Here is a 17157-nt window from a genome sequence, read left to right on the forward strand (position 1 = left end):
GCTAATCCTGTTCCATGGAAATTTGGGAACTCAACTTGCGTCATTTGTATGCAGCGATGGAAATCTGCGACAAAGGCAGCATAAGCGCTGCGGCAGATGCGGTAAATCTGACCCAGCCGGCGATAACCCAGGGGTTGGTGAAGCTCGAAACACAATTGGGGCAACCGCTGTTTGAGCGTCATCCGGACGGGATGACTCCGACGTCCGCTGCGACGATATTTGTCCCCAGGATCGAGGCCGCACTGGCCAATATCGGTTCGACCCGCGTGACCATGGCGCAATTGCGCGCCTTTCTGTCGGTGGCAGAGCATGGCAGCTATCCAACCGCCAGCGCGATGTCGGGTCTGGCGCAGCCATCGCTGCATCGTTCGGTTGCCAATCTTGCCATCGCCCTGAAGCGCAAATTGCTGGAACGGCGCGGCAAAGGCATGGCGCTGACCGCACAGGGTCGCGCGCTGGCCCGCCTCTTCCGTCTGGCCCGCGCCGAACTTGCCGCCGGACTGTCGGAACTGGAGGCACTCAAGGGCCGGGAAACGGGCATAATTTCGATTGGCGCCATGCCTCTGTGCAGAGCGCGTCTGCTGCCCAAGGCTGTGGCGCAATTTCACCATGCTTATCCCGAAAGCGAAATCCGGATTGTCGAGGGCAGCCATAATGAGCTTATCGAGCCACTGCGTGACGGTGAACTGGATCTTCTGATCGGGGCGCTGCGCGATCCCCCGCCCGGCGATGACGTGCAACAAAGGCCGCTATTCGAAGATCATCCGGTGGTTATCGGCCGCTATAGTCATCCATTGCAGGGCCACCGCCCCGATCTCGAGAAACTCGCCAGTTACCCGTGGATCATCGCTGCCCCTGGCACGCCGCTCAGAATGCGGTGGGAGCAAATGTTCGAGTCTGCGGGGATAGCCTGTCCGGATGTTCCGATAGAATGCGGTTCGGTGATTACCATCCGCCAGATATTGCTCGAAAGCGATTTTCTGACCTTGCTCTCGCCGGATCAGGTTGCCGTGGAACTGGAGGCGGGATGGCTGTCGGCAATCGGCGAGCCGCCGGAAGGGTTGCACCGGATCATCGGCGCAACCACGCGCGCGGGCTGGATGCCAACCGCGATGCAGCGGGCTTTCATGGCGATGCTGGAAGCGGCGGCGAAAAACTGAATTCGCTTTATCTTATAGCCAATCTCGCTTTCCAATTGGCAGATATCTCGGCTTGCAGATAGCATCCGGTCATGACGCAAAATGTCTCTCTTATCGGTTTCGGTGAAGCGGGCTCGACCTTTGCCAGGGCAGGCGGTTGGGGTGATGCCGCGCGAGTCTATGATATCAAGGACAAGTTGTCGGAATATAGGGCGGCAGGTGTGATCGGATGCGCTTCCTCGCGTGACGCGATAAAGGGTTCCGCTGCGATCATCAGTCTTGTGACCGCCGGTCAGGCTATGGCTGCTGCAGAAGAAGCTGCACAGGGCATTGCACCGGGCGCGCTATATTTTGATATGAATTCGGTGGCACCCGATACCAAACGCAGCGCGGCAAAATATATTGATGAAGCAGGCGGACGCTATGTCGATGTTGCGGTCATGGCGCCGGTCAATCCCGCCGAGATGTCCGTGCCGCTGCTGCTTTCCGGCGCTGATGCAGCCGATGGAGCGCTTGTTCTGGGCAAGCTCGGTTTTGACAATATTCGTCTGGTGGATGGAGAAATCGGCAAATCATCATCGATCAAGATGATCCGTTCGATCATGGTCAAGGGCATCGAAGCGCTGACCGCAGAAATGATGCTCGCCGCCCGCGAAGCCGGTGTCAGTGACGATGTTCTGCAATCGCTCGGTCCGGAATGGGCTGAAAAGGCAAATTACAATATCGAGCGGATGACCACCCATGGGTTGCGCCGCGCAGAAGAAATGGAACAGGTCGCTTTGACCCTGGATGCACTGGGCATCGAACCACTGATGACAAAAGCCACGATTGCCCGCCAGCGGCAAATGGCGAATAAGGGAGGACTGGCAGCATGAGCCTGATCATTGATTGTCATGGTCATTATACCACAGCGCCGACAGCGCATAATGAATGGCGCGAGGCGCAGAAGGCGGCTTATGCGTCCGGCGAACCGGCCGGGCCTTATCCCGAAATTTCCGACGACCAGATCCGCGAAACGCTTGAGGCAAACCAGATCAGGTTGCTGAAAGAGCGCGGTGCAGACATGACGATATTCTCGCCCCGCGCATCGGCGATGGCGCCGCATATCGGTGATGAAGGCGTCGCCAAAAAATGGGCGCAGGTGAATAATGATCTGATCAAGCGCTGCGCCGAACTCTATCCGGATATATTCGTGCCAGTCTGCATGTTGCCGCAAAGTCCGAAAGCGGACATGCAGGGCAGTATCGAGGAGCTGGAACGTTGCGTCGACATGGGTTTTGTCGGATGCAATCTCAATCCCGACCCCGGCGGCGGCAAGTTTGAACACCCGCCGTTGACCGATACATTCTGGTATCCGTTCTACGAGAAAATGGTAGAGCTGGACGTACCGGCGATGATCCATGTTTCGGGCAGCTGCAATCCGGCCATGCATGCAACCGGCGCTTATTATATCGCGGCAGACACGATCGCCTTCATGCAATTCATCCAGGGCGATCTGTTCAAGGATTTTCCGGATCTGCGGTTCATCATTCCGCATGGCGGTGGCGCGGTTCCCTATCATTGGGGGCGCTATCGCGGCCTTGCCGACATGCTCAAGCAACCGGATCTGTCCGGCCATGTGATGAACAACGTGTATTTTGACACCTGTGTCTATCACCAGCCCGGCGTCACGTTGCTGGCCGACGTGATCGACAACAAAAATATCCTGTTTGGCAGCGAAATGGTCGGGGCGGTGCGCGGCATCGACCCGCAGACAGGTCAATATTTTGATGACACGAAACGTTATGTTGATGCGCTCGATATTTCCGATGCCGAGCGGCACGCGATTTTTGAGGGCAATGCGCGGCGGGTCTACCCCCGGCTGGATGCCCAATTGAAGGAGAGAGGATTATGAGCAAGCAACAGGTCCGGGATATTCATGCATATCTCGCCGAACTGGACGATATCCCGGGAACCCGGGTGTTCACCGCAGCGCGGGCAAGAAAAGGCTATTGGCTGAACCAGTTTGCGATGAGTCTGATGAAATCGGAAAATCGCGAGGCGTGGAAAGCGGACGAGAGAAAATATCTCGAAGACTGGCCGATGACCGAAGATCAAAAGGAAGCCATATTGGCGCGCGACTATAATCGTTGCCTCGATCTGGGCGGCAATGTCTATTTTCTGGCCAAGGTATTTTCAACCGACGGACTGAGCTTTGCTGAGGCGGTTTCGACCATGACCGACATGAGCTTTCCCGAATATCAGGACATGATGAAGAAGGGCGGACGTTCGCCAGAGGGCAATCGCTCGATCAAGGCCAATCTTGCGGCGGCCGACAATAACAAGGGAGTGAATTGATATGGCGCGTATCACGGCAGGTGTTGGCAGCAGCCACGTTCCGTTGCTCGGCGTAGCGGTTGATCAGGGCAAGACGAAAGATGACTATTTCGCTCCGATATTCGAAGGCTATGAATGGACGAAAAAATGGGAAAAGGAAGAAAAGCCGGATGTGATCATTCTGGTCTACAACGACCATGCTTCCGCTTTCGACATGAAGTTCATCCCGACCTTCGCCATTGGTTGTAGTGAAAGCTACAAGCCGGCGGATGAGGGCTGGGGGCCGCGCGAGGTGCCGGACGTCGAAGGCCATGCCGATCTGTCCTGGCATATAGCGCAGAGCCTGATCCTCGACGAGTTCGACATGACGATCATCAACGAGATGGACGTCGATCACGGCCTGACCGTGCCGCTCAGCATGATGTATGGTCAGCCGGAAAAATGGCCGGTGAAAGTGGTGCCGCTCGCGGTCAACGTTGTCACCTATCCGGTGCCGTCCGGCAATCGCTGCTGGGCACTCGGTGAAGCGATCAAACGCGCCGTTGAAAGTTTCCCGGAAGATTTGAACGTACAGATCTGGGGAACCGGCGGCATGAGCCATCAGTTGCAAGGACCGCGTGCCGGTCTGTTAAACCCCGAATGGGATAATAAGTTTCTCGACGGCCTGATCGGCGACAGCGACGAGATCCGCAATATTCCGCATATTGAATATCTGCGCGAAACCGGCAGCGAGGGCATCGAGATGGTGATGTGGCTGATCATGCGGGGGGCGCTCGGCGAAAAGACCAAATGCCTGCACCGTCACTATCATATCCCCTGCAGTAACACGGCGATCGGGCATATCGTGCTCGAACCCGACAATTAAATTCGACGGAGAATTAACATGAAAATTGCACTCGCCGGCGGCGGCGCTTTTGGCGAAAAACATCTCGACGGTCTGAAGAATATTGACGGTGTTGAAGTGACAGCGCTGGTCGGTCGGCGTCTGGAACCGACGCAGGCGATGGCGGATAAATATGGCGTCGGCTTCGCCACCACAGATTATGAAGCGATGCTAGAACGGGATGATGTCGATGCGGTGATCCTCTGCACGCCAACCCAGATGCACGCCGATCAGTCGATCAAGGCGATGAATGCGGGCAAGCATGTCGAGGTCGAAATCCCGCTGGCCGACAGCTGGGCCGACGCCCAGGCGGTGATGGACAAGCAGAAGGAAACCGGCCTTGTCTGCATGGTCGGGCACACTCGCCGCTTCAATCCGTCGCACCAATATGTGCACAACCGGATCAAGGCGGGCGAGTTTAATATCCAGCAAATGGACGTGCAGACCTATTTCTTCCGCCGCCAGAATATGAACGCCAAGGGTCAGCCGCGCAGCTGGACCGATCATCTGCTCTGGCATCACGCGGCCCATACCGTTGACCTGTTCGCCTATCAGGCAGGCCCGATCGTGCAGGCAAATGCCATCCAGGGGCCGATCCATCCGGACCTGGGCATCGCGATGGATATGTCGATCCAGCTGAAGGCCGAAAGCGGCGCTATCTGCACCCTGTCGCTCAGCTTCAACAATGACGGTCCGCTGGGTACATTCTTCCGCTATATCGGTGACACAGATACCTATATCGCGCGCTACGACGATCTGGTGAATGGCAAGGAAGAAGCCATTGACGTGTCCAAGGTCGACGTGTCGATGAACGGTATCGAATTGCAGGATCGCGAATTTATCGCCGCTATCCGGGAAGGCCGCGAACCGAACAGCTCGGTTGCGCAAGTATTGCCCTGTTACAAGGTGCTCCACGATCTGGAGCAGCAGCTCGGGTGAAAACCCAGGTTGCCATAATAGGAGCGGGACCGGCCGGACTATTATTGGGTCATTTGCTGCGCGCCGAGGGCATTGATTGCGTCATCGTAGAGCGCCAGGCACCGGACTATGTGCTCGGGCGGATAAGAGCGGGTGTGTTGGAACGGACGACGACGGATTTGATGGACCGGCTCGGCATCAACGAGCGGTTGCACAGCGAGGGCCTGAAGGAATCCGGCTTCGCGCTTGCCGATGGCGAACGGCTGATCCGGATCGATACACTCGGGCTCACCGGTAAATATGTGACGATTTACGGCCAGACCGAAGTGACGCGCGATTTGATGGATGCTGCGCCGGAACGCGGTCTGCAAATCATCTACGAAGCCGCCGATGTTTCGTTGCACGATGCCGAAAGCGACAATCCTTACATCACCTTCGAAAAAGACGGTTCAGCCCAGCGCATCGATGCAGATTTTATCGCCGGCTGCGATGGCTATTATGGTCCTTCGAGAAAGGCAATTCCGGCAAATGTGGCAAAGGAATTTGAGCGCGTCTATCCGTTCGGCTGGCTGGGCATTTTGGCCGATGTACCGCCATGTCACGAGGAACTGATCTACGCCAATCACGAACGCGGCTTTGCGCTGGCATCGATGCGCTCGCGGACCCGCAGCCGCTATTATATCGACGTTGCCCTGACCGAAAAAGTCGAGGACTGGTCCGATGAAAGGCTATGGGATGAACTCGCCATCCGCCTCGGCCCGGAAGCGGCGGCGAATATGACGCGCGGGCCATCGATCGAAAAAAGCATCGCGCCGCTGCGCTCCTATGTGTTCGAACCGATGCGCCATGGCCGTCTTTTCCTGGCCGGGGATGCCGCTCATATTGTTCCACCGACCGGTGCCAAGGGATTGAACCTCGCCGCCTCGGATGTGGCTTATTTGTCCGAAGCCTTGATCGGCTTTTTCAAACAGGGCGATCATGACGCGATCGCGGGCTTTTCGGTCAAGGCATTGGCCAGAGTTTGGAAGTCCGAGCGGTTCAGCTGGTCGCTGACCAAGCTGATGCACCGCTTTCCCGAAGACGGTCCGTTCGAACGGCAGATGCAGATGGCGGAACTGGACTATATCGCCAGCAGCGTCGCTGCCCAGACCAGCATTGCAGAAAATTATGTAGGACTGCCTTTATGAGCATATCAAAACGCAGCATCAATGGCAGAAGCATCAATCCGGTCGGACTGGGCTGCATGTCGCTATCCTGGGCCTATGGCGTGCCGCCGTCGGAAGAGGATGCGGCCAGGTTGCTGCACCAGGCGCTGGACCTGGGCTATGACCATCTCGATACCGCCAATATTTATGGCCTCGGCCATAATGAAACTCTGATCGGCAATGCGCTGCACGGCCGCCGGAAAGAGTTTTTCCTCGCCACCAAAATGGGGCTGATTATCGATGGGGCAAAACGCGGCGTTGATTGCAGTCCGGCGGCGATCCGGAAATGTGTCGAGGAATCGCTGACAAGATTGCAGACTGATTTTATCGATCTCTATTATATGCATCGCCGGGATTTTGATGTGCCGATCGAGGAATCGGTTGGCGCGATGGCCGAGCTTATCAAGGAAGGCAAAATCGGCAGCATCGGTCTGTCCGAAATGTCGGCAGAAACGCTCCGAAAAGCAGCGGCGGTACACCCCATCGCCGCCGTCCAGACCGAATATTCGCTGTGGACCCGAAATCCGGAAATCGCGGTCCTCGAGACCTGCCGTGAACTGGGCACAACGCTCGTTGCTTTCTCCCCGGTTGCGCGCGGTGTATTGGCCAATGGCGTGCGCGATGTTGATGCGCTGGCGGAGAAGGATCTCCGCCGCAATATGCCCCGGTTCAACGAAGAGAATTGGCCGAAAAACCTGGGACTGGTTGATCAGTTTAATGCGATCGCAGCGGAGGAGGGTGTTTCACCCGCGCAACTGTCCCTGGCCTGGGTATTGTCGAGAGGCGAGCATGTTGTCGCCATTCCCGGAACCGCCTCCATCGCTCATCTGGAAGAAAATCTCGCGCGGTGGGACTGGCAAATCTCCGCGGCAACGGAGGCCCGCCTTGATGCCCTGATCAATCAGACAAGCGTTGCCGGACCGCGCTACGGAGAGCTGATTCAGCAAACCATCGACACCGAGGAATTTGCCGGATGACGCTCGATGTCATCATAAATTACGCCGCGCCCACCGATTTTCGCCAGCGCTATTATGCCAATGACCATAGCAAGGACACGGTGGTGATCGATGGGCGCTCCATACTTGTCTTATCGATTTGCAGGGCAAGACACGCAAGGCTGAGCTGGCCAAAAAGAAGGCTGGTGTGCCGCTGGACGCGCCGAGCCTGGCGATATTGTCCAACTATTGAAAAATAAGGCCGGATCGCAGTGCGCAATCCGGCCTTCGTCATTTTATTTTAGCAACAGCTTTGCTAGATACGAGCGGCAGCGATATCCGCCCCTTCTCTCAGCGCATTCAGCTTTTTCCAGCAAACCTGCGGATCAATCTTGCCATAGCCGGCGAAGGTGCCAAAACCGCAATCGGTGGACGCGATGACGCGATCAGCACCGACGATATCGATAAAATGTTCCAGACGCTGGGCAATCAATTCCGGATGCTCGACATAGTTGGAACAGGTGTCGATCAGGCCGGGCGCCAATATCTTGCTGTCCGGTATCTTGGCGTCAGCCCAGACCTTCCACTCATGTTCGTGGCGCGGGTTGGCGGCTTCGAACAGAACCGTGTCGGGACGCGCCTTCAAGATAATATCGACAATGCTTTCCAGCGGAATGTCGTGATCATGCGGCCCTTCATAATTGCCCCAGCAGATGTGCATCCGCAATTTGTCCTTCGGAATATTGGCGGTCGCTGCGTTCAAAGCCTCGACATTGGCCTCGGCGATCTTGAGAAAGTCCGCCTCACTGGCATCCTGATAGCCTGTATGACGCGACATCGCGAGATCGGGACAATCGAGTTGCAAATAGAATCCCGCCTCTGCAATGGCCTCATATTCCGGGCGCATGGCATCGACCAGATCAGCCAGATAGGCTTCATGATTCGGATAATATTGATTCGGCTGAAACGCGGTAATCAGGCCGGGAGATGCAGCATTCATGAAACCCTGAATGGACTTGCCCTCGGTGGCCTTCTTGAACCGACCTATATCTTCATGACATGGTTCAAGATTGACCAGCTTGACTTCACTGATGCAGGCCGCCCGGACAAATTCCTGATCACCCATGATCGCGCCCAGCTTCTTGCGAAACTCGGGAAGCGGCGCGAGATCCAGCGCCGGTTTCCGCGGGACGTCGCCGCCAAAGCCGGACAAGCGCTCCGTCATATAGGTGGAATAGCCGACTTTGCCGAGCTCCCCATCGCTGACAAATGTAACGCCCGCTGCAATCTGCTGGTCTACGACAGAAGATATCGCCGCCTGAACCTTGCTATCAAATTCAGCTTCATCATAAGGTTCGCCATGGTCGCGGGCGAGCAGGAGCGGAACCAGTTCGTCGCCTCTTGGCAGACTTCCTACATGTGTGGTTGCAATCTTCATCCGACCTCCCAATCATAATATTTTTTGTATGTCTTACTTACAATAGCAATTGACGTTCTGGTACGTAACACATACAAACCGATTGAAAGTCAATGTTGCAACCAAAATTGTTGCATATAAAATATTCTTAGGAGCAATGGACCGATGGCAAATCAACAATCACTTGAGCAAATTCTCGACCAAGCTGGAGACACTGTCGAACTTTTGCGCAACCAGCAGGTTGGACCTAATGTCTATCCAGGCGTCCCGGCCGAATTTTCCAACTGGCGCGTGGAGCAGCGGGCTTGGAATGATAGCTGTGTGCTGTTCAATCAATCCTATCATATGGCCGAGTTGATGGTTGAAGGACCGGATGCCTTTGAATTTCTCAATGGCATTGGCATCAACAGTTTCAAGAATTTTGTCCCCGACCGGGCCAAGCAATTTGTGCCCGTCAGCCATGATGGATTCGTGATCGGCGATGTCATCCTGTTCTATCTGGCCGAAAATAAATTCAACCTCGTCGGTCGTGCGCCAACGCTCAACTGGATCACCTTCCATGCGGAAACCGGTGATCATGATGTGAAGCTTACCTATGACGAACGGACAGCAGCTCGCCCCGACCCGGAAAACCGGCGCCACTATCGCTATCAGGTGCAAGGCCCCAATTCTGCCAAGGTGATCGAAGATGTCACTGGCAAGCCAGCCCCGGAACTGAAATTCTTTCACATGTGCTGGATGGAAATTGGCGGCAAGAAAGTGCACGCCCTGCGTCACGGCATGGCCGGTCAGCCCGGATTTGAACTCATGGGTCCCTGGGAAGAGCGCGAAGCGGTGCACAGCGCCCTGGTCGAAGCCGGCAAAGCGCATGATATGCGACTGGTCGGCGGCCGCACCTATTCGTCCAACACGCTCGAATCGGGCTGGATCCCCTCCCCGCTGCCAGCAATCTATACCGGCGAGGCGATGAAGCCCTATCGCGAATGGCTGACCGGCAAAGACTATGAAGCCAATGCGTCGATCGGCGGCAGCTATGTTCCCGACAGCGTCGAAGGCTATTATCTCAGCCCCTGGGATTTGGGTTACGGATTTTTCGTAAAATTCGATCATGATTTTATCGGCCGCGCCGCGCTCGAAAAAATGGCTGAGCAACCCAAGCGCAAGAAGGTCACGCTGGCACTCGACAACGCCTCGGTGACCGACGCCATTTATACGCAATTTGAAAAAGAGGGCTTGCGCGCCAAATTCATGGACTTCCCCAGCGCGGTTTATGCAATGCATCCGTTTGACCGGGTCGAGGTCGATGGCGAGCTGATCGGCCTGTCCACCTGGATCGGTTATACCGCCAATGAAGGCAAGATGCTGACGCTGGCGATGGTCGACGAAAAATATGCCGAGCCGGGCACGGAAGTGGACTTCATCTGGGGCGAGCCGGATGGCGGCACCAGCAAGCCCACGGTTGAACCCCATCGTCAGGTCACGATCAAGGCAATCGTCGCACCCACTCCCTATTCGGAAGTCGCCCGCACTGCCTATGCCGAGAGCTGGCGCACAAAGACTGCAAAATAACCAAAAAATAAAAGAGGGAATTTACATGTCTGATATTGCAGCTTTGACGGCGCGCATTGACAAGTTGGAACACGAACTGGGGATTGAACAGGATATAAACCAGATCCGCCGGGTCCAATATAGCTACGGATATTTTATCGACAAATCGCAATATAATGAATGTGTCGATCTGTTCTCCGACGAAGGGGACGTCTGGTTTCTCGGCGGAATTTACAAAGGCAAGGCCGGCGTCGAACGTCTGTACAAGGAACGGTTTCAGAATATATTCACCGCCGGCCACAATGGCCCCAAATATGGCTGGCTGCTCGATCACCCGCAGCTGCAAATGGTCATAGACGTCGCGGATGATCGCAAGACCGCCAAAGTGCGCGGACGGTCGATGATGCAGGCCGGTCTGCATGAAACAGCGGAAGGCGATCCCCGCGCCTGGTGGGAAGGCGGCATTTACGAGAATGAATATGTTCGCGAAGATGGCGTCTGGAAGATCAAGGCATTGCGCTACTTTCCCCATTGGCATGGCAGCTTCGCCGATGGCTGGCAAAAAACGCCGATCGATTTTATCCCGATGGCAACGACCTGTTTCCCGGAAGATCCGCTGGGGCCCGACGAATTGATATACCCAGTGCCGCGCCTCTGGCCGGCCACGGACATTGTCGATTTTCATTATCCACACCCGGTTACCGGCAAACCTATCATTGCTGACAACAGCCGGGCGCGTGAGGGGTTCAAGGATTGACGGCCATGGATGCAGTCGAGAGGTTGATCGCGGAACGCGCCTGTGAGCGATTGATCATCGATTATGCCGCGCTGAATGATGCCGGTGACTGGGCTGCGGTTGCCGCGCTTTATGTTGCGGACGGCCGGATGAGTCGGCCCACCGCACCCGATGATTTTGTCGTGGGACGCGATGCGATACTGGCGGCATTTAATGCCCGCCCCACCCGCGCATCGCGTCATATCTGCGCCAACATACGCGTCACGGTCTCATCCGCTGGCACCGCAACCGCCACCAGCCAGATCTTGCTGTTCACCGGCTCCGATCAGGCGCCCAAAGTCGGCAGCTATCAGGACCGGATGATCCCGACCGAGGATGGCTGGCGCTTTGTCGAACGGAAGGGCAGTCTGGATTTTTAAGAGGACGAGAGAATGACCGCTGATGCCGACGCAGCATTGAGCCCCGCCACCGCAGAAATTGATGCAAAGATTCAGTATCTTTTGCCAGGTTCGCTGATCAATCGACGGTTCTGGGCACCCGGCGAGGAATATAATACCGGCGAATATGCGCCCTATGATGTGAAAATTAAAAATGCGCGGCTGGCCGGACCTTTCACACTCGATGATCATGGCTTTGCCATCGAACGGCACAAGACCGACATCACCGACTGGCTGGCCAATTACGGGCCTGATGGCGAATATGCGAAACAGGTGCAGGACGTCGCCCGGCAAATGACCGGCGCGGATTTTGTCATTCCGATGGGCGGCATGATCCGCACGTCGGGAAAAACCAGCAAGGACGTGCAGCCACCGGCCGGTGAGGCCCATGTCGACTTTACCGAAAAGTCAGCGACCCAATTGGCGGAGAGGCTCTATCGCGCCCAGCGCCCGGATGGCAAAGGCTATGATCGCTTCATCTGCTTCTCCTTGTGGCGCGTCCTGTCCCCGCCACCACAAGACTGGCCGCTGGCTTTGTGCGAAGGCCCGTCGGTCAAGGACGGGGAAGGCACGCATAATACCAAGGTCGATGTCGATGTCATTCCAACCGGCGATGATCTGTTTGTCGAAATTCCGGGCGAGGAAGACATGATGGCCGCGACAATATTCCGCTATTCGCCCGACCATCGCTGGTGGTATTTTCCGGACATGACTGCCGATGAGGTAATCTTCATCAAATTCTATGATTCCGATCATGACGGGGCATGGCGCGCGCCGCATACCGCCTTTCCCGACACCAGTCGTCCGGATGCGATCGAGCGCCGCAGTTTCGAATTTCGCGGCACTGCCTATTTCACCAATGACTAGGAGCAAAAGGCGATGACCGCATTACCCGCTACCAGTGACGATGGCGCCTTTTGGGACCTGTGGCTTACGCCTTATTATCTGCCCTGCATCACGGCAGCAGACGAAGTCGGCACCTTCGCCGCGATTTCCGGTGAAGCGCTGACGACGGAGGCTCTGGCCAAGCAGCTGGATGCGGAACCGCGGGCTCTCGGGATTCATCTCGGATTGCTGGCTGGCCTTGGCATGGTCGAGCGGCGCGATGGCAAATGGCGCGCCACCGCGCTGGCCCGCACCTGGATGCATCCGCAGGCCGAAGGCTATTATGGCCCGCTGCTCGGCAGTTTCCAGCAGGGCATGCCGCTGCACAAGCAGATGGTCGAAACGCTTCAGACCGGCGAGAAGGGCTCTGACAGCCTTTCCTTTACCGAAGAATGGGAACGCGGCGCGCTGCCGCAGGACATGGCCGATCATATCGCGGCGTTCATGAATTCCCATAGCATCGCAGCGGCAAAGGCCGTGGCGCGGCTTCCGGTGATTTCCAGTATCAAAAAGCTGCTGGATGTTGGCGGCGGATCGGCTATTTTCTCGATAGAAATGGCGCAGGCGAACGCAGCTCTCCATGCTACCGTGCTGGAGATCGACACCATGTGCGTATCGGCGCAGCGCTATATCGACAATGCAGGTGCCGGCGAGTGGGTCGCTACTGTTGCGGTCGATATGTTCCGGCAGGACTGGCCGACGGGCTATGACGCCCATTTCTTTTCCAATATATTCCATGACTGGTCTGACGAGACATGCAAATTGCTCGCTGGCAAGTCCTTCGCGGCACTTCCCTCCGGCGGCCGGATCGTGCTGCATGAAATATTGATGAATGATGACGGCACCGGGCCGCTCGTCGCTGCAGCCTTTTCCATGCTCATGCTTTTGGGCACCCGGGGCAGGCAATATTCGCTACCAGAATTTGCCGAAATTCTCGAAAGCGTTGGCTTCGTCAATGTGCAGGCCGAACGCACCGGCGGTGGCTATTATTCGCTGGTCACCGCAGACAAACCGTAAAGGGAACCCGATATGCTCTCGACCATGGACAAGCCGCATCTCGAATTTGCCTTTGAATGCCGGCTCAAATTTACCCGTGTGCTGAGCATTCCGGGCTTGCCGCAGGGCGGGATGCGCAGCGCCGTGCTGGTGGATGAGGGCACGTTTGAAGGGCCCAGATTGCGTGGCAAGGCGGTACCCAATTCAGGCGGGGACTATGCGCATTTTGGCGAGGACGATACCGCGCGCTTTGATGCGAGATATTGCCTGGAAGAAGATGATGGCACGATCATCTATATGCAGAACCGGGGTTTTCTCTGGGGTCGCTCTCCCGATGCGATGACCCGGCTCCGTGCCTGGGCTTTCGAAAATGGCCCGGCCGTCGATCATGCCGATTATTATCTGCGCGGCCAGCCAACCTTTGAAGTATCCGCGGGCAAGCATGACTGGCTGACTCGCCATGTCTTTGTTGGCGTAGGTGAACGCAAGCCGGACGGCAATTTGCTGCGCTATTATGCGCTGACCTGAGCAGCGATATTCAGGGAATCTGCGGCTTCAAAAAATCAGCGTTTTCCTCAATCATCTGGCGCACGGAACGGGCTTTTCTGCCGGTCAGCTTCTCCACATCATCGGTACAGATGTCGAGGAAACCTTCACGGATACTGCGCTCGAAACTGACCATGTCATCGCTGTTCCAGGGAATGCCGGCAACGCTCTGGTCATCGACCGGTTCACGAGGGATGCCCATCGCATCAAACATGGCATACATGCCGTCATCATCACTCTCGACCAGCCGGACCGAACAACCGACAATCTCGTTCAGCATGGCGACGATCTCAGCAAAATTTTCACTGTTCGGCCCGGTGATGGGATAAGCCTTGTTCGCATGGCCATCCTGGGTCAGCACCGCCACGGCGCAATTGACGCAATCGTCCCGCCAGACCATGGCCTCCCTGCCGCCCGCCGTGCTCGTCTGCCAGATGCCCGAGGCGATAAAGCCCGGCCCGGCATTCAGAATCATGGCATCGGCATAATGGGCATCGCGCATGAAGGTCCAGCTGCAGCCGCTTTGCCGGATCAGATTTTCCGTTTCGCGATGATCAACGGTGACAATGGCGGGATTGTCCTGCTCGACATTGACGAAGCTGGTGTAGACGATATGCTGCACGCCATTGGCAGCGGCGGCATCAATGGCTGCTTTATGTTGCTGCACGCGTGCGCTGACTCTTGTGCCGGAAATCAACAACATCTTGTCCGCACCCGCGACGGCCTCAGCCAATGTCTCCGGCTTGTCGAAATCGCCATATCGCACGGTGCAACCCTGGGCGACACGGTCATCCAGCTTGCCCGGCGTGCGGGAGATCAGGATCAGGTCTTCCCCGCGACCCATGGTGATCAGCTTGTCGGTTGCCGAGCGTCCATAGTGACCCGACGCGCCGGTAATGACAATTTTCGTCATGCGGCAGCGTCAAGCTTTGCCTGGCTGACCCACCAGCCATGGATTTGCGGACGCAGCCGCTCCGGTATCTCAATCTTGGCGACCGGCCCGGCTGCGACATTGCCGGCGTCGATGATCCAGCATTGATGGTTGAAATCTTCCGGCCCCGTCTGTTCATCGACAACCGCGACCAGCCAACCTTCGTGGCCATCCTGCCTGGATGGCACATGCACGGGTTCCTCGATGCAATGGGCCGGCGGCAGTGCCATGGCCTGCATCTGCCCGCCGCGCATGTCGATGCGCAGCAGCATGTTGAACATCGCGCCGACAGGACCGCCAAACACCGGTGGCCCCTGCATTTCCGGGTTCATCGTCAACATCCAGCCATGATCATAGGCCCTGCCATGCTTGTCCGCCGGAATGACCGGAAAGTCTCCCGAAGGACCGATTGCCGTTTCAACAATTTCATTGCTTTCACCGTTCATGTCGAGCGTCCAGCGGGCCAGCCGGCCTTCCATTTCCCACGGCGGAATGTTCAGACCCGAAACGCGCTGAATGAACGGGAATGCATTTACATTGGACAGGCATTGATCGAACAGGATGCGTCCGTTGGCGTCTTCATGCGCGTTCATCATATGATAGCAGGACACGCCCTTGGGTCCCTTGAACCAGCGCATTTCGGAAACATCGCCATAGCGCGGCATCACGCCGACCCAGCTTTCCAGTTCCATTTCATGGCCCCAGTGATCACCACCAGCTTTCAGCCGGTCAAGGTCACAAGTTGTCGGATAGATCGGGAACAGCGCATGGTTTTCGGTAATGGTGAAATCATGCATCATTGCGCAATAGGGTGCATCGAACCATTGTTCTTTGGTCAGATTTCCATCCTTGTCGACAATGAAATAGGCTATCTTGGTCGAGGCAAGGCCATCGGCTTCATAGCCGAACATGAACATCTCGCCGGTTTCCGGATCGATCCGCGCATGCGCGGTCACGGTTTCCGACTTCAGCTTTCCACCAAAGTCATAGGAGCCGATGGTTTCGAGCGTTTGGGGATCCACCTGATAGGGCCGACCATCTTCCTTCGCCAGCAACAACCGTCCGGCATGCCAGATCGGGGTGGTGTTGGCGACCGTCCGGTCCAGCCCCCTGGCCTCGGGTTTGTCGGTATAGGGATTGCGATATTTGCCAAAAATCGCTTCGCCGGCGGCGGCTTCCGCCTGGTGGCGTGCGGTCTGGACATAGCGCATCGAAATGGCTGCCTTCCCATCACCCAGCCGGATCGCTGAAATCATGCCATCACCAGATAATGCGGCAGCGCCATCTTCGATGAAAGGCGGATAGGCCGGATCAGGCACCGCGCGAAAAAACGTGCCGGCCACTTCTGCCGGTATCGTGCCTTCTACTTTGAGATCCGTGTGATCATATTCCTGACCAATGGGTTTGTTCAGCCCGAAATAATCAGGTGTTCCCGGAAATTCTGCCATGCCGCTCTCCTAACGATAACATTTGTTAGCTTGACTAGCGGAAATTGATCCGGCGCGCAAGGTCGCTCAGTCACACCAATAGGCGACGGCACGCATCTCCAGGCTGGCACGGGGATGGCAGTCTTCGGCCACCATCGGGTGATCAAAGGCGACATGCGGCACCGGGTTTTGATATTCGGAATCGCTGGTCTTGAAGATCAGGGCCTCGTCAATCTCCATGTCGGAAAACCAGTGCCAACGATGCGCATCATTGTGCGCGATGAGATAGCTTTCAAAGCCCCAGTCGGGCTTGCCATCTTCGTCAAAAAGCGCATCGGCGATAAGCAGGTCATCCTTGCTGACCGACCGTGCATCACAGAGCGCGAGCGGGACGTCCTGCGGCGGGCCTGAAAAAGAACGCCAGACATTATAATGGGCATAGCGACGAACCTTGGCGCCTTCCGGCTGGCTGCGCTGCGCAAACCCTTGGGAAGTTTCTGCGCTGGTGTCGATATGGGCGAAGCGCGCCGGCATGCTGTTGTTATGCGCGCCGGCCTCATCGCTTTTTTCGCTGAAGCGCAATATTCCCGGACCCGAAACGATGACGACATCTGCTCCCGTTTTAGCCTTGAGCAGCGCAATGATTTCATCGGCATGGATCGCGGCGATTTGCGCCTGATCGGTGAAATCGGAAACGGCGCTGGCGTGGCGCACAAGCGTGAAGCCTTCCTTGTCCAGATCAGGTGCACAAGCCCGCGCATCGATCAATGGCATGGATCGACCATCGATCACCACCGTGTCCTTGCTATGGTCATTGGCATAATAGCGCTGGCGAAAA

General features: G+C 56.5%; 18 protein-coding genes. 14 read left to right on the top strand and 4 right to left on the bottom strand.

All coding sequences use genetic code 11. The features are described 5' to 3' along the window. The first annotated feature begins 14 nt into the window (after nucleotides 1-14). The 8 genes from V7665_RS01410 to V7665_RS01445 all read left to right on the top strand — a co-directional run bounded on the left by V7665_RS01410 (nucleotide 15) and on the right by V7665_RS01445 (nucleotide 7438). The gene (locus V7665_RS01410; RefSeq protein ID WP_335662743.1) at nucleotides 15-1160 is read left to right on the top strand and encodes a LysR family transcriptional regulator; all 1146 of its coding nucleotides are present in this window, start codon (nucleotides 15-17) and stop codon (nucleotides 1158-1160) included. 71 nt (nucleotides 1161-1231) lie between these two features. Beyond that, on the top strand, nucleotides 1232-2014 hold the full coding sequence (locus tag V7665_RS01415; protein WP_335662744.1) for an NAD(P)-dependent oxidoreductase: 783 nt from the start codon (nucleotides 1232-1234) through the stop codon (nucleotides 2012-2014). Continuing rightward, nucleotides 2011-3033 (top strand): amidohydrolase family protein, encoded by a 1023-nt coding sequence (locus V7665_RS01420; protein ID WP_335662745.1) that lies wholly within the window; start codon nucleotides 2011-2013, stop codon nucleotides 3031-3033. Before V7665_RS01415 ends, V7665_RS01420 begins: the two co-directional genes overlap by 4 nt. After that, nucleotides 3030-3476 (top strand): protocatechuate 4,5-dioxygenase subunit alpha, encoded by a 447-nt coding sequence (gene ligA / locus V7665_RS01425; RefSeq protein ID WP_335662746.1) that lies wholly within the window; start codon nucleotides 3030-3032, stop codon nucleotides 3474-3476. The genes V7665_RS01420 and ligA overlap by 4 nt, the downstream gene beginning before the upstream one ends. Nucleotide 3477: 1 nt before the next feature. Further along, the gene (locus tag V7665_RS01430) at nucleotides 3478-4320 is read left to right on the top strand and encodes a class III extradiol dioxygenase subunit beta (protein ID WP_335662747.1); all 843 of its coding nucleotides are present in this window, start codon (nucleotides 3478-3480) and stop codon (nucleotides 4318-4320) included. An 18-nt stretch (nucleotides 4321-4338) separates the two neighbouring features. Then, on the top strand, nucleotides 4339-5277 hold the full coding sequence (locus V7665_RS01435; protein WP_335662748.1) for a Gfo/Idh/MocA family oxidoreductase: 939 nt from the start codon (nucleotides 4339-4341) through the stop codon (nucleotides 5275-5277). After that, nucleotides 5274-6443 carry a 4-hydroxybenzoate 3-monooxygenase gene (gene pobA / locus V7665_RS01440; RefSeq protein WP_335662749.1) on the top strand — a complete coding sequence of 390 codons (1170 nt, stop codon included), beginning with the start codon at nucleotides 5274-5276 and terminating at the stop codon, nucleotides 6441-6443. Before V7665_RS01435 ends, pobA begins: the two co-directional genes overlap by 4 nt. Beyond that, complete coding sequence (locus tag V7665_RS01445; protein WP_335662750.1) at nucleotides 6440-7438, top strand: aldo/keto reductase; 999 nt, start codon at nucleotides 6440-6442, stop codon at nucleotides 7436-7438. The genes pobA and V7665_RS01445 overlap by 4 nt, the downstream gene beginning before the upstream one ends. A gap of 274 nt (nucleotides 7439-7712) precedes the next feature. On the opposite strand, the gene V7665_RS01450 is transcribed toward V7665_RS01445, so the two are convergent. Beyond that, nucleotides 7713-8834 (bottom strand): cobalamin-independent methionine synthase II family protein, encoded by a 1122-nt coding sequence (locus tag V7665_RS01450; RefSeq protein WP_335662751.1) that lies wholly within the window; start codon nucleotides 8832-8834, stop codon nucleotides 7713-7715. Between the two features lie 144 nt (nucleotides 8835-8978). Here V7665_RS01450 and desA point away from each other — a divergent pair, with 144 nt between their 5' ends. From desA to V7665_RS01480, 6 genes are read left to right on the top strand one after another with little or no spacing between them, the layout of a single operon-like run. Beyond that, nucleotides 8979-10382 carry a syringate O-demethylase gene (desA, locus tag V7665_RS01455; RefSeq protein WP_335662752.1) on the top strand — a complete coding sequence of 468 codons (1404 nt, stop codon included), beginning with the start codon at nucleotides 8979-8981 and terminating at the stop codon, nucleotides 10380-10382. A 25-nt stretch (nucleotides 10383-10407) separates the two neighbouring features. Further along, the gene (locus V7665_RS01460; RefSeq protein ID WP_335662753.1) at nucleotides 10408-11118 is read left to right on the top strand and encodes a nuclear transport factor 2 family protein; all 711 of its coding nucleotides are present in this window, start codon (nucleotides 10408-10410) and stop codon (nucleotides 11116-11118) included. Nucleotides 11119-11123: 5 nt separating this feature from the next. Next, entirely contained in the window at nucleotides 11124-11516 is a 393-nt protein-coding gene (locus V7665_RS01465) for a nuclear transport factor 2 family protein (RefSeq protein WP_335662754.1), read from the top strand. A gap of 12 nt (nucleotides 11517-11528) precedes the next feature. Further along, complete coding sequence (locus V7665_RS01470) at nucleotides 11529-12401, top strand: CmcJ/NvfI family oxidoreductase (RefSeq protein ID WP_335662755.1); 873 nt, start codon at nucleotides 11529-11531, stop codon at nucleotides 12399-12401. Nucleotides 12402-12413: 12 nt separating this feature from the next. Beyond that, complete coding sequence (locus tag V7665_RS01475; RefSeq protein WP_335662756.1) at nucleotides 12414-13436, top strand: methyltransferase; 1023 nt, start codon at nucleotides 12414-12416, stop codon at nucleotides 13434-13436. Nucleotides 13437-13448: 12 nt separating this feature from the next. Next, the gene (locus tag V7665_RS01480) at nucleotides 13449-13943 is read left to right on the top strand and encodes a DUF3237 domain-containing protein (protein WP_335662757.1); all 495 of its coding nucleotides are present in this window, start codon (nucleotides 13449-13451) and stop codon (nucleotides 13941-13943) included. A gap of 10 nt (nucleotides 13944-13953) precedes the next feature. Here V7665_RS01480 and V7665_RS01485 read toward each other — a convergent pair whose 3' ends face one another. The 3 genes from V7665_RS01485 to V7665_RS01495 all read right to left on the bottom strand — a co-directional run. After that, a complete protein-coding gene (locus tag V7665_RS01485; RefSeq protein ID WP_335662758.1) occupies nucleotides 13954-14874 on the bottom strand; it encodes an NAD(P)H-binding protein in 921 nt (306 codons plus the stop codon). Beyond that, on the bottom strand, nucleotides 14871-16340 hold the full coding sequence (locus tag V7665_RS01490; RefSeq protein WP_335662759.1) for a carotenoid oxygenase family protein: 1470 nt from the start codon (nucleotides 16338-16340) through the stop codon (nucleotides 14871-14873). The genes V7665_RS01485 and V7665_RS01490 overlap by 4 nt, the downstream gene beginning before the upstream one ends. Nucleotides 16341-16406: 66 nt before the next feature. Next, nucleotides 16407-17157, bottom strand: a 751-nt coding sequence (locus V7665_RS01495) for a CmcJ/NvfI family oxidoreductase (protein ID WP_335662760.1), incomplete at its 5' end; no start/stop codon positions are given.

Source organism: Parasphingorhabdus sp. (assembly GCF_036964675.1).
GTDB lineage: Bacteria > Pseudomonadota > Alphaproteobacteria > Sphingomonadales > Sphingomonadaceae > Parasphingorhabdus.

Excerpts from the sequence above, each read along its gene's own strand:
- V7665_RS01450 (WP_335662751.1), bottom strand. The coding sequence starts at position 8,834 with ATGAAGATTGCAACCACACATGTAGGAAGTCTGCCAAGAGGCGACGAA.
- V7665_RS01475 (WP_335662756.1), top strand. The coding sequence starts at position 12,414 with ATGACCGCATTACCCGCTACCAGTGACGATGGCGCCTTTTGGGACCTG.
- V7665_RS01415 (WP_335662744.1), top strand. The coding sequence starts at position 1,232 with ATGACGCAAAATGTCTCTCTTATCGGTTTCGGTGAAGCGGGCTCGACC.
- V7665_RS01485 (WP_335662758.1), bottom strand. The coding sequence starts at position 14,874 with ATGACGAAAATTGTCATTACCGGCGCGTCGGGTCACTATGGACGCTCG.
- V7665_RS01480 (WP_335662757.1), top strand. The coding sequence starts at position 13,449 with ATGCTCTCGACCATGGACAAGCCGCATCTCGAATTTGCCTTTGAATGC.
- V7665_RS01460 (WP_335662753.1), top strand. The coding sequence starts at position 10,408 with ATGTCTGATATTGCAGCTTTGACGGCGCGCATTGACAAGTTGGAACAC.
- desA (WP_335662752.1), top strand. The coding sequence starts at position 8,979 with ATGGCAAATCAACAATCACTTGAGCAAATTCTCGACCAAGCTGGAGAC.
- V7665_RS01465 (WP_335662754.1), top strand. The coding sequence starts at position 11,124 with ATGGATGCAGTCGAGAGGTTGATCGCGGAACGCGCCTGTGAGCGATTG.
- V7665_RS01490 (WP_335662759.1), bottom strand. The coding sequence starts at position 16,340 with ATGGCAGAATTTCCGGGAACACCTGATTATTTCGGGCTGAACAAACCC.
- V7665_RS01435 (WP_335662748.1), top strand. The coding sequence starts at position 4,339 with ATGAAAATTGCACTCGCCGGCGGCGGCGCTTTTGGCGAAAAACATCTC.
- V7665_RS01430 (WP_335662747.1), top strand. The coding sequence starts at position 3,478 with ATGGCGCGTATCACGGCAGGTGTTGGCAGCAGCCACGTTCCGTTGCTC.
- ligA (WP_335662746.1), top strand. The coding sequence starts at position 3,030 with ATGAGCAAGCAACAGGTCCGGGATATTCATGCATATCTCGCCGAACTG.
- V7665_RS01420 (WP_335662745.1), top strand. The coding sequence starts at position 2,011 with ATGAGCCTGATCATTGATTGTCATGGTCATTATACCACAGCGCCGACA.
- V7665_RS01410 (WP_335662743.1), top strand. The coding sequence starts at position 15 with ATGGAAATTTGGGAACTCAACTTGCGTCATTTGTATGCAGCGATGGAA.
- V7665_RS01470 (WP_335662755.1), top strand. The coding sequence starts at position 11,529 with ATGACCGCTGATGCCGACGCAGCATTGAGCCCCGCCACCGCAGAAATT.
- V7665_RS01445 (WP_335662750.1), top strand. The coding sequence starts at position 6,440 with ATGAGCATATCAAAACGCAGCATCAATGGCAGAAGCATCAATCCGGTC.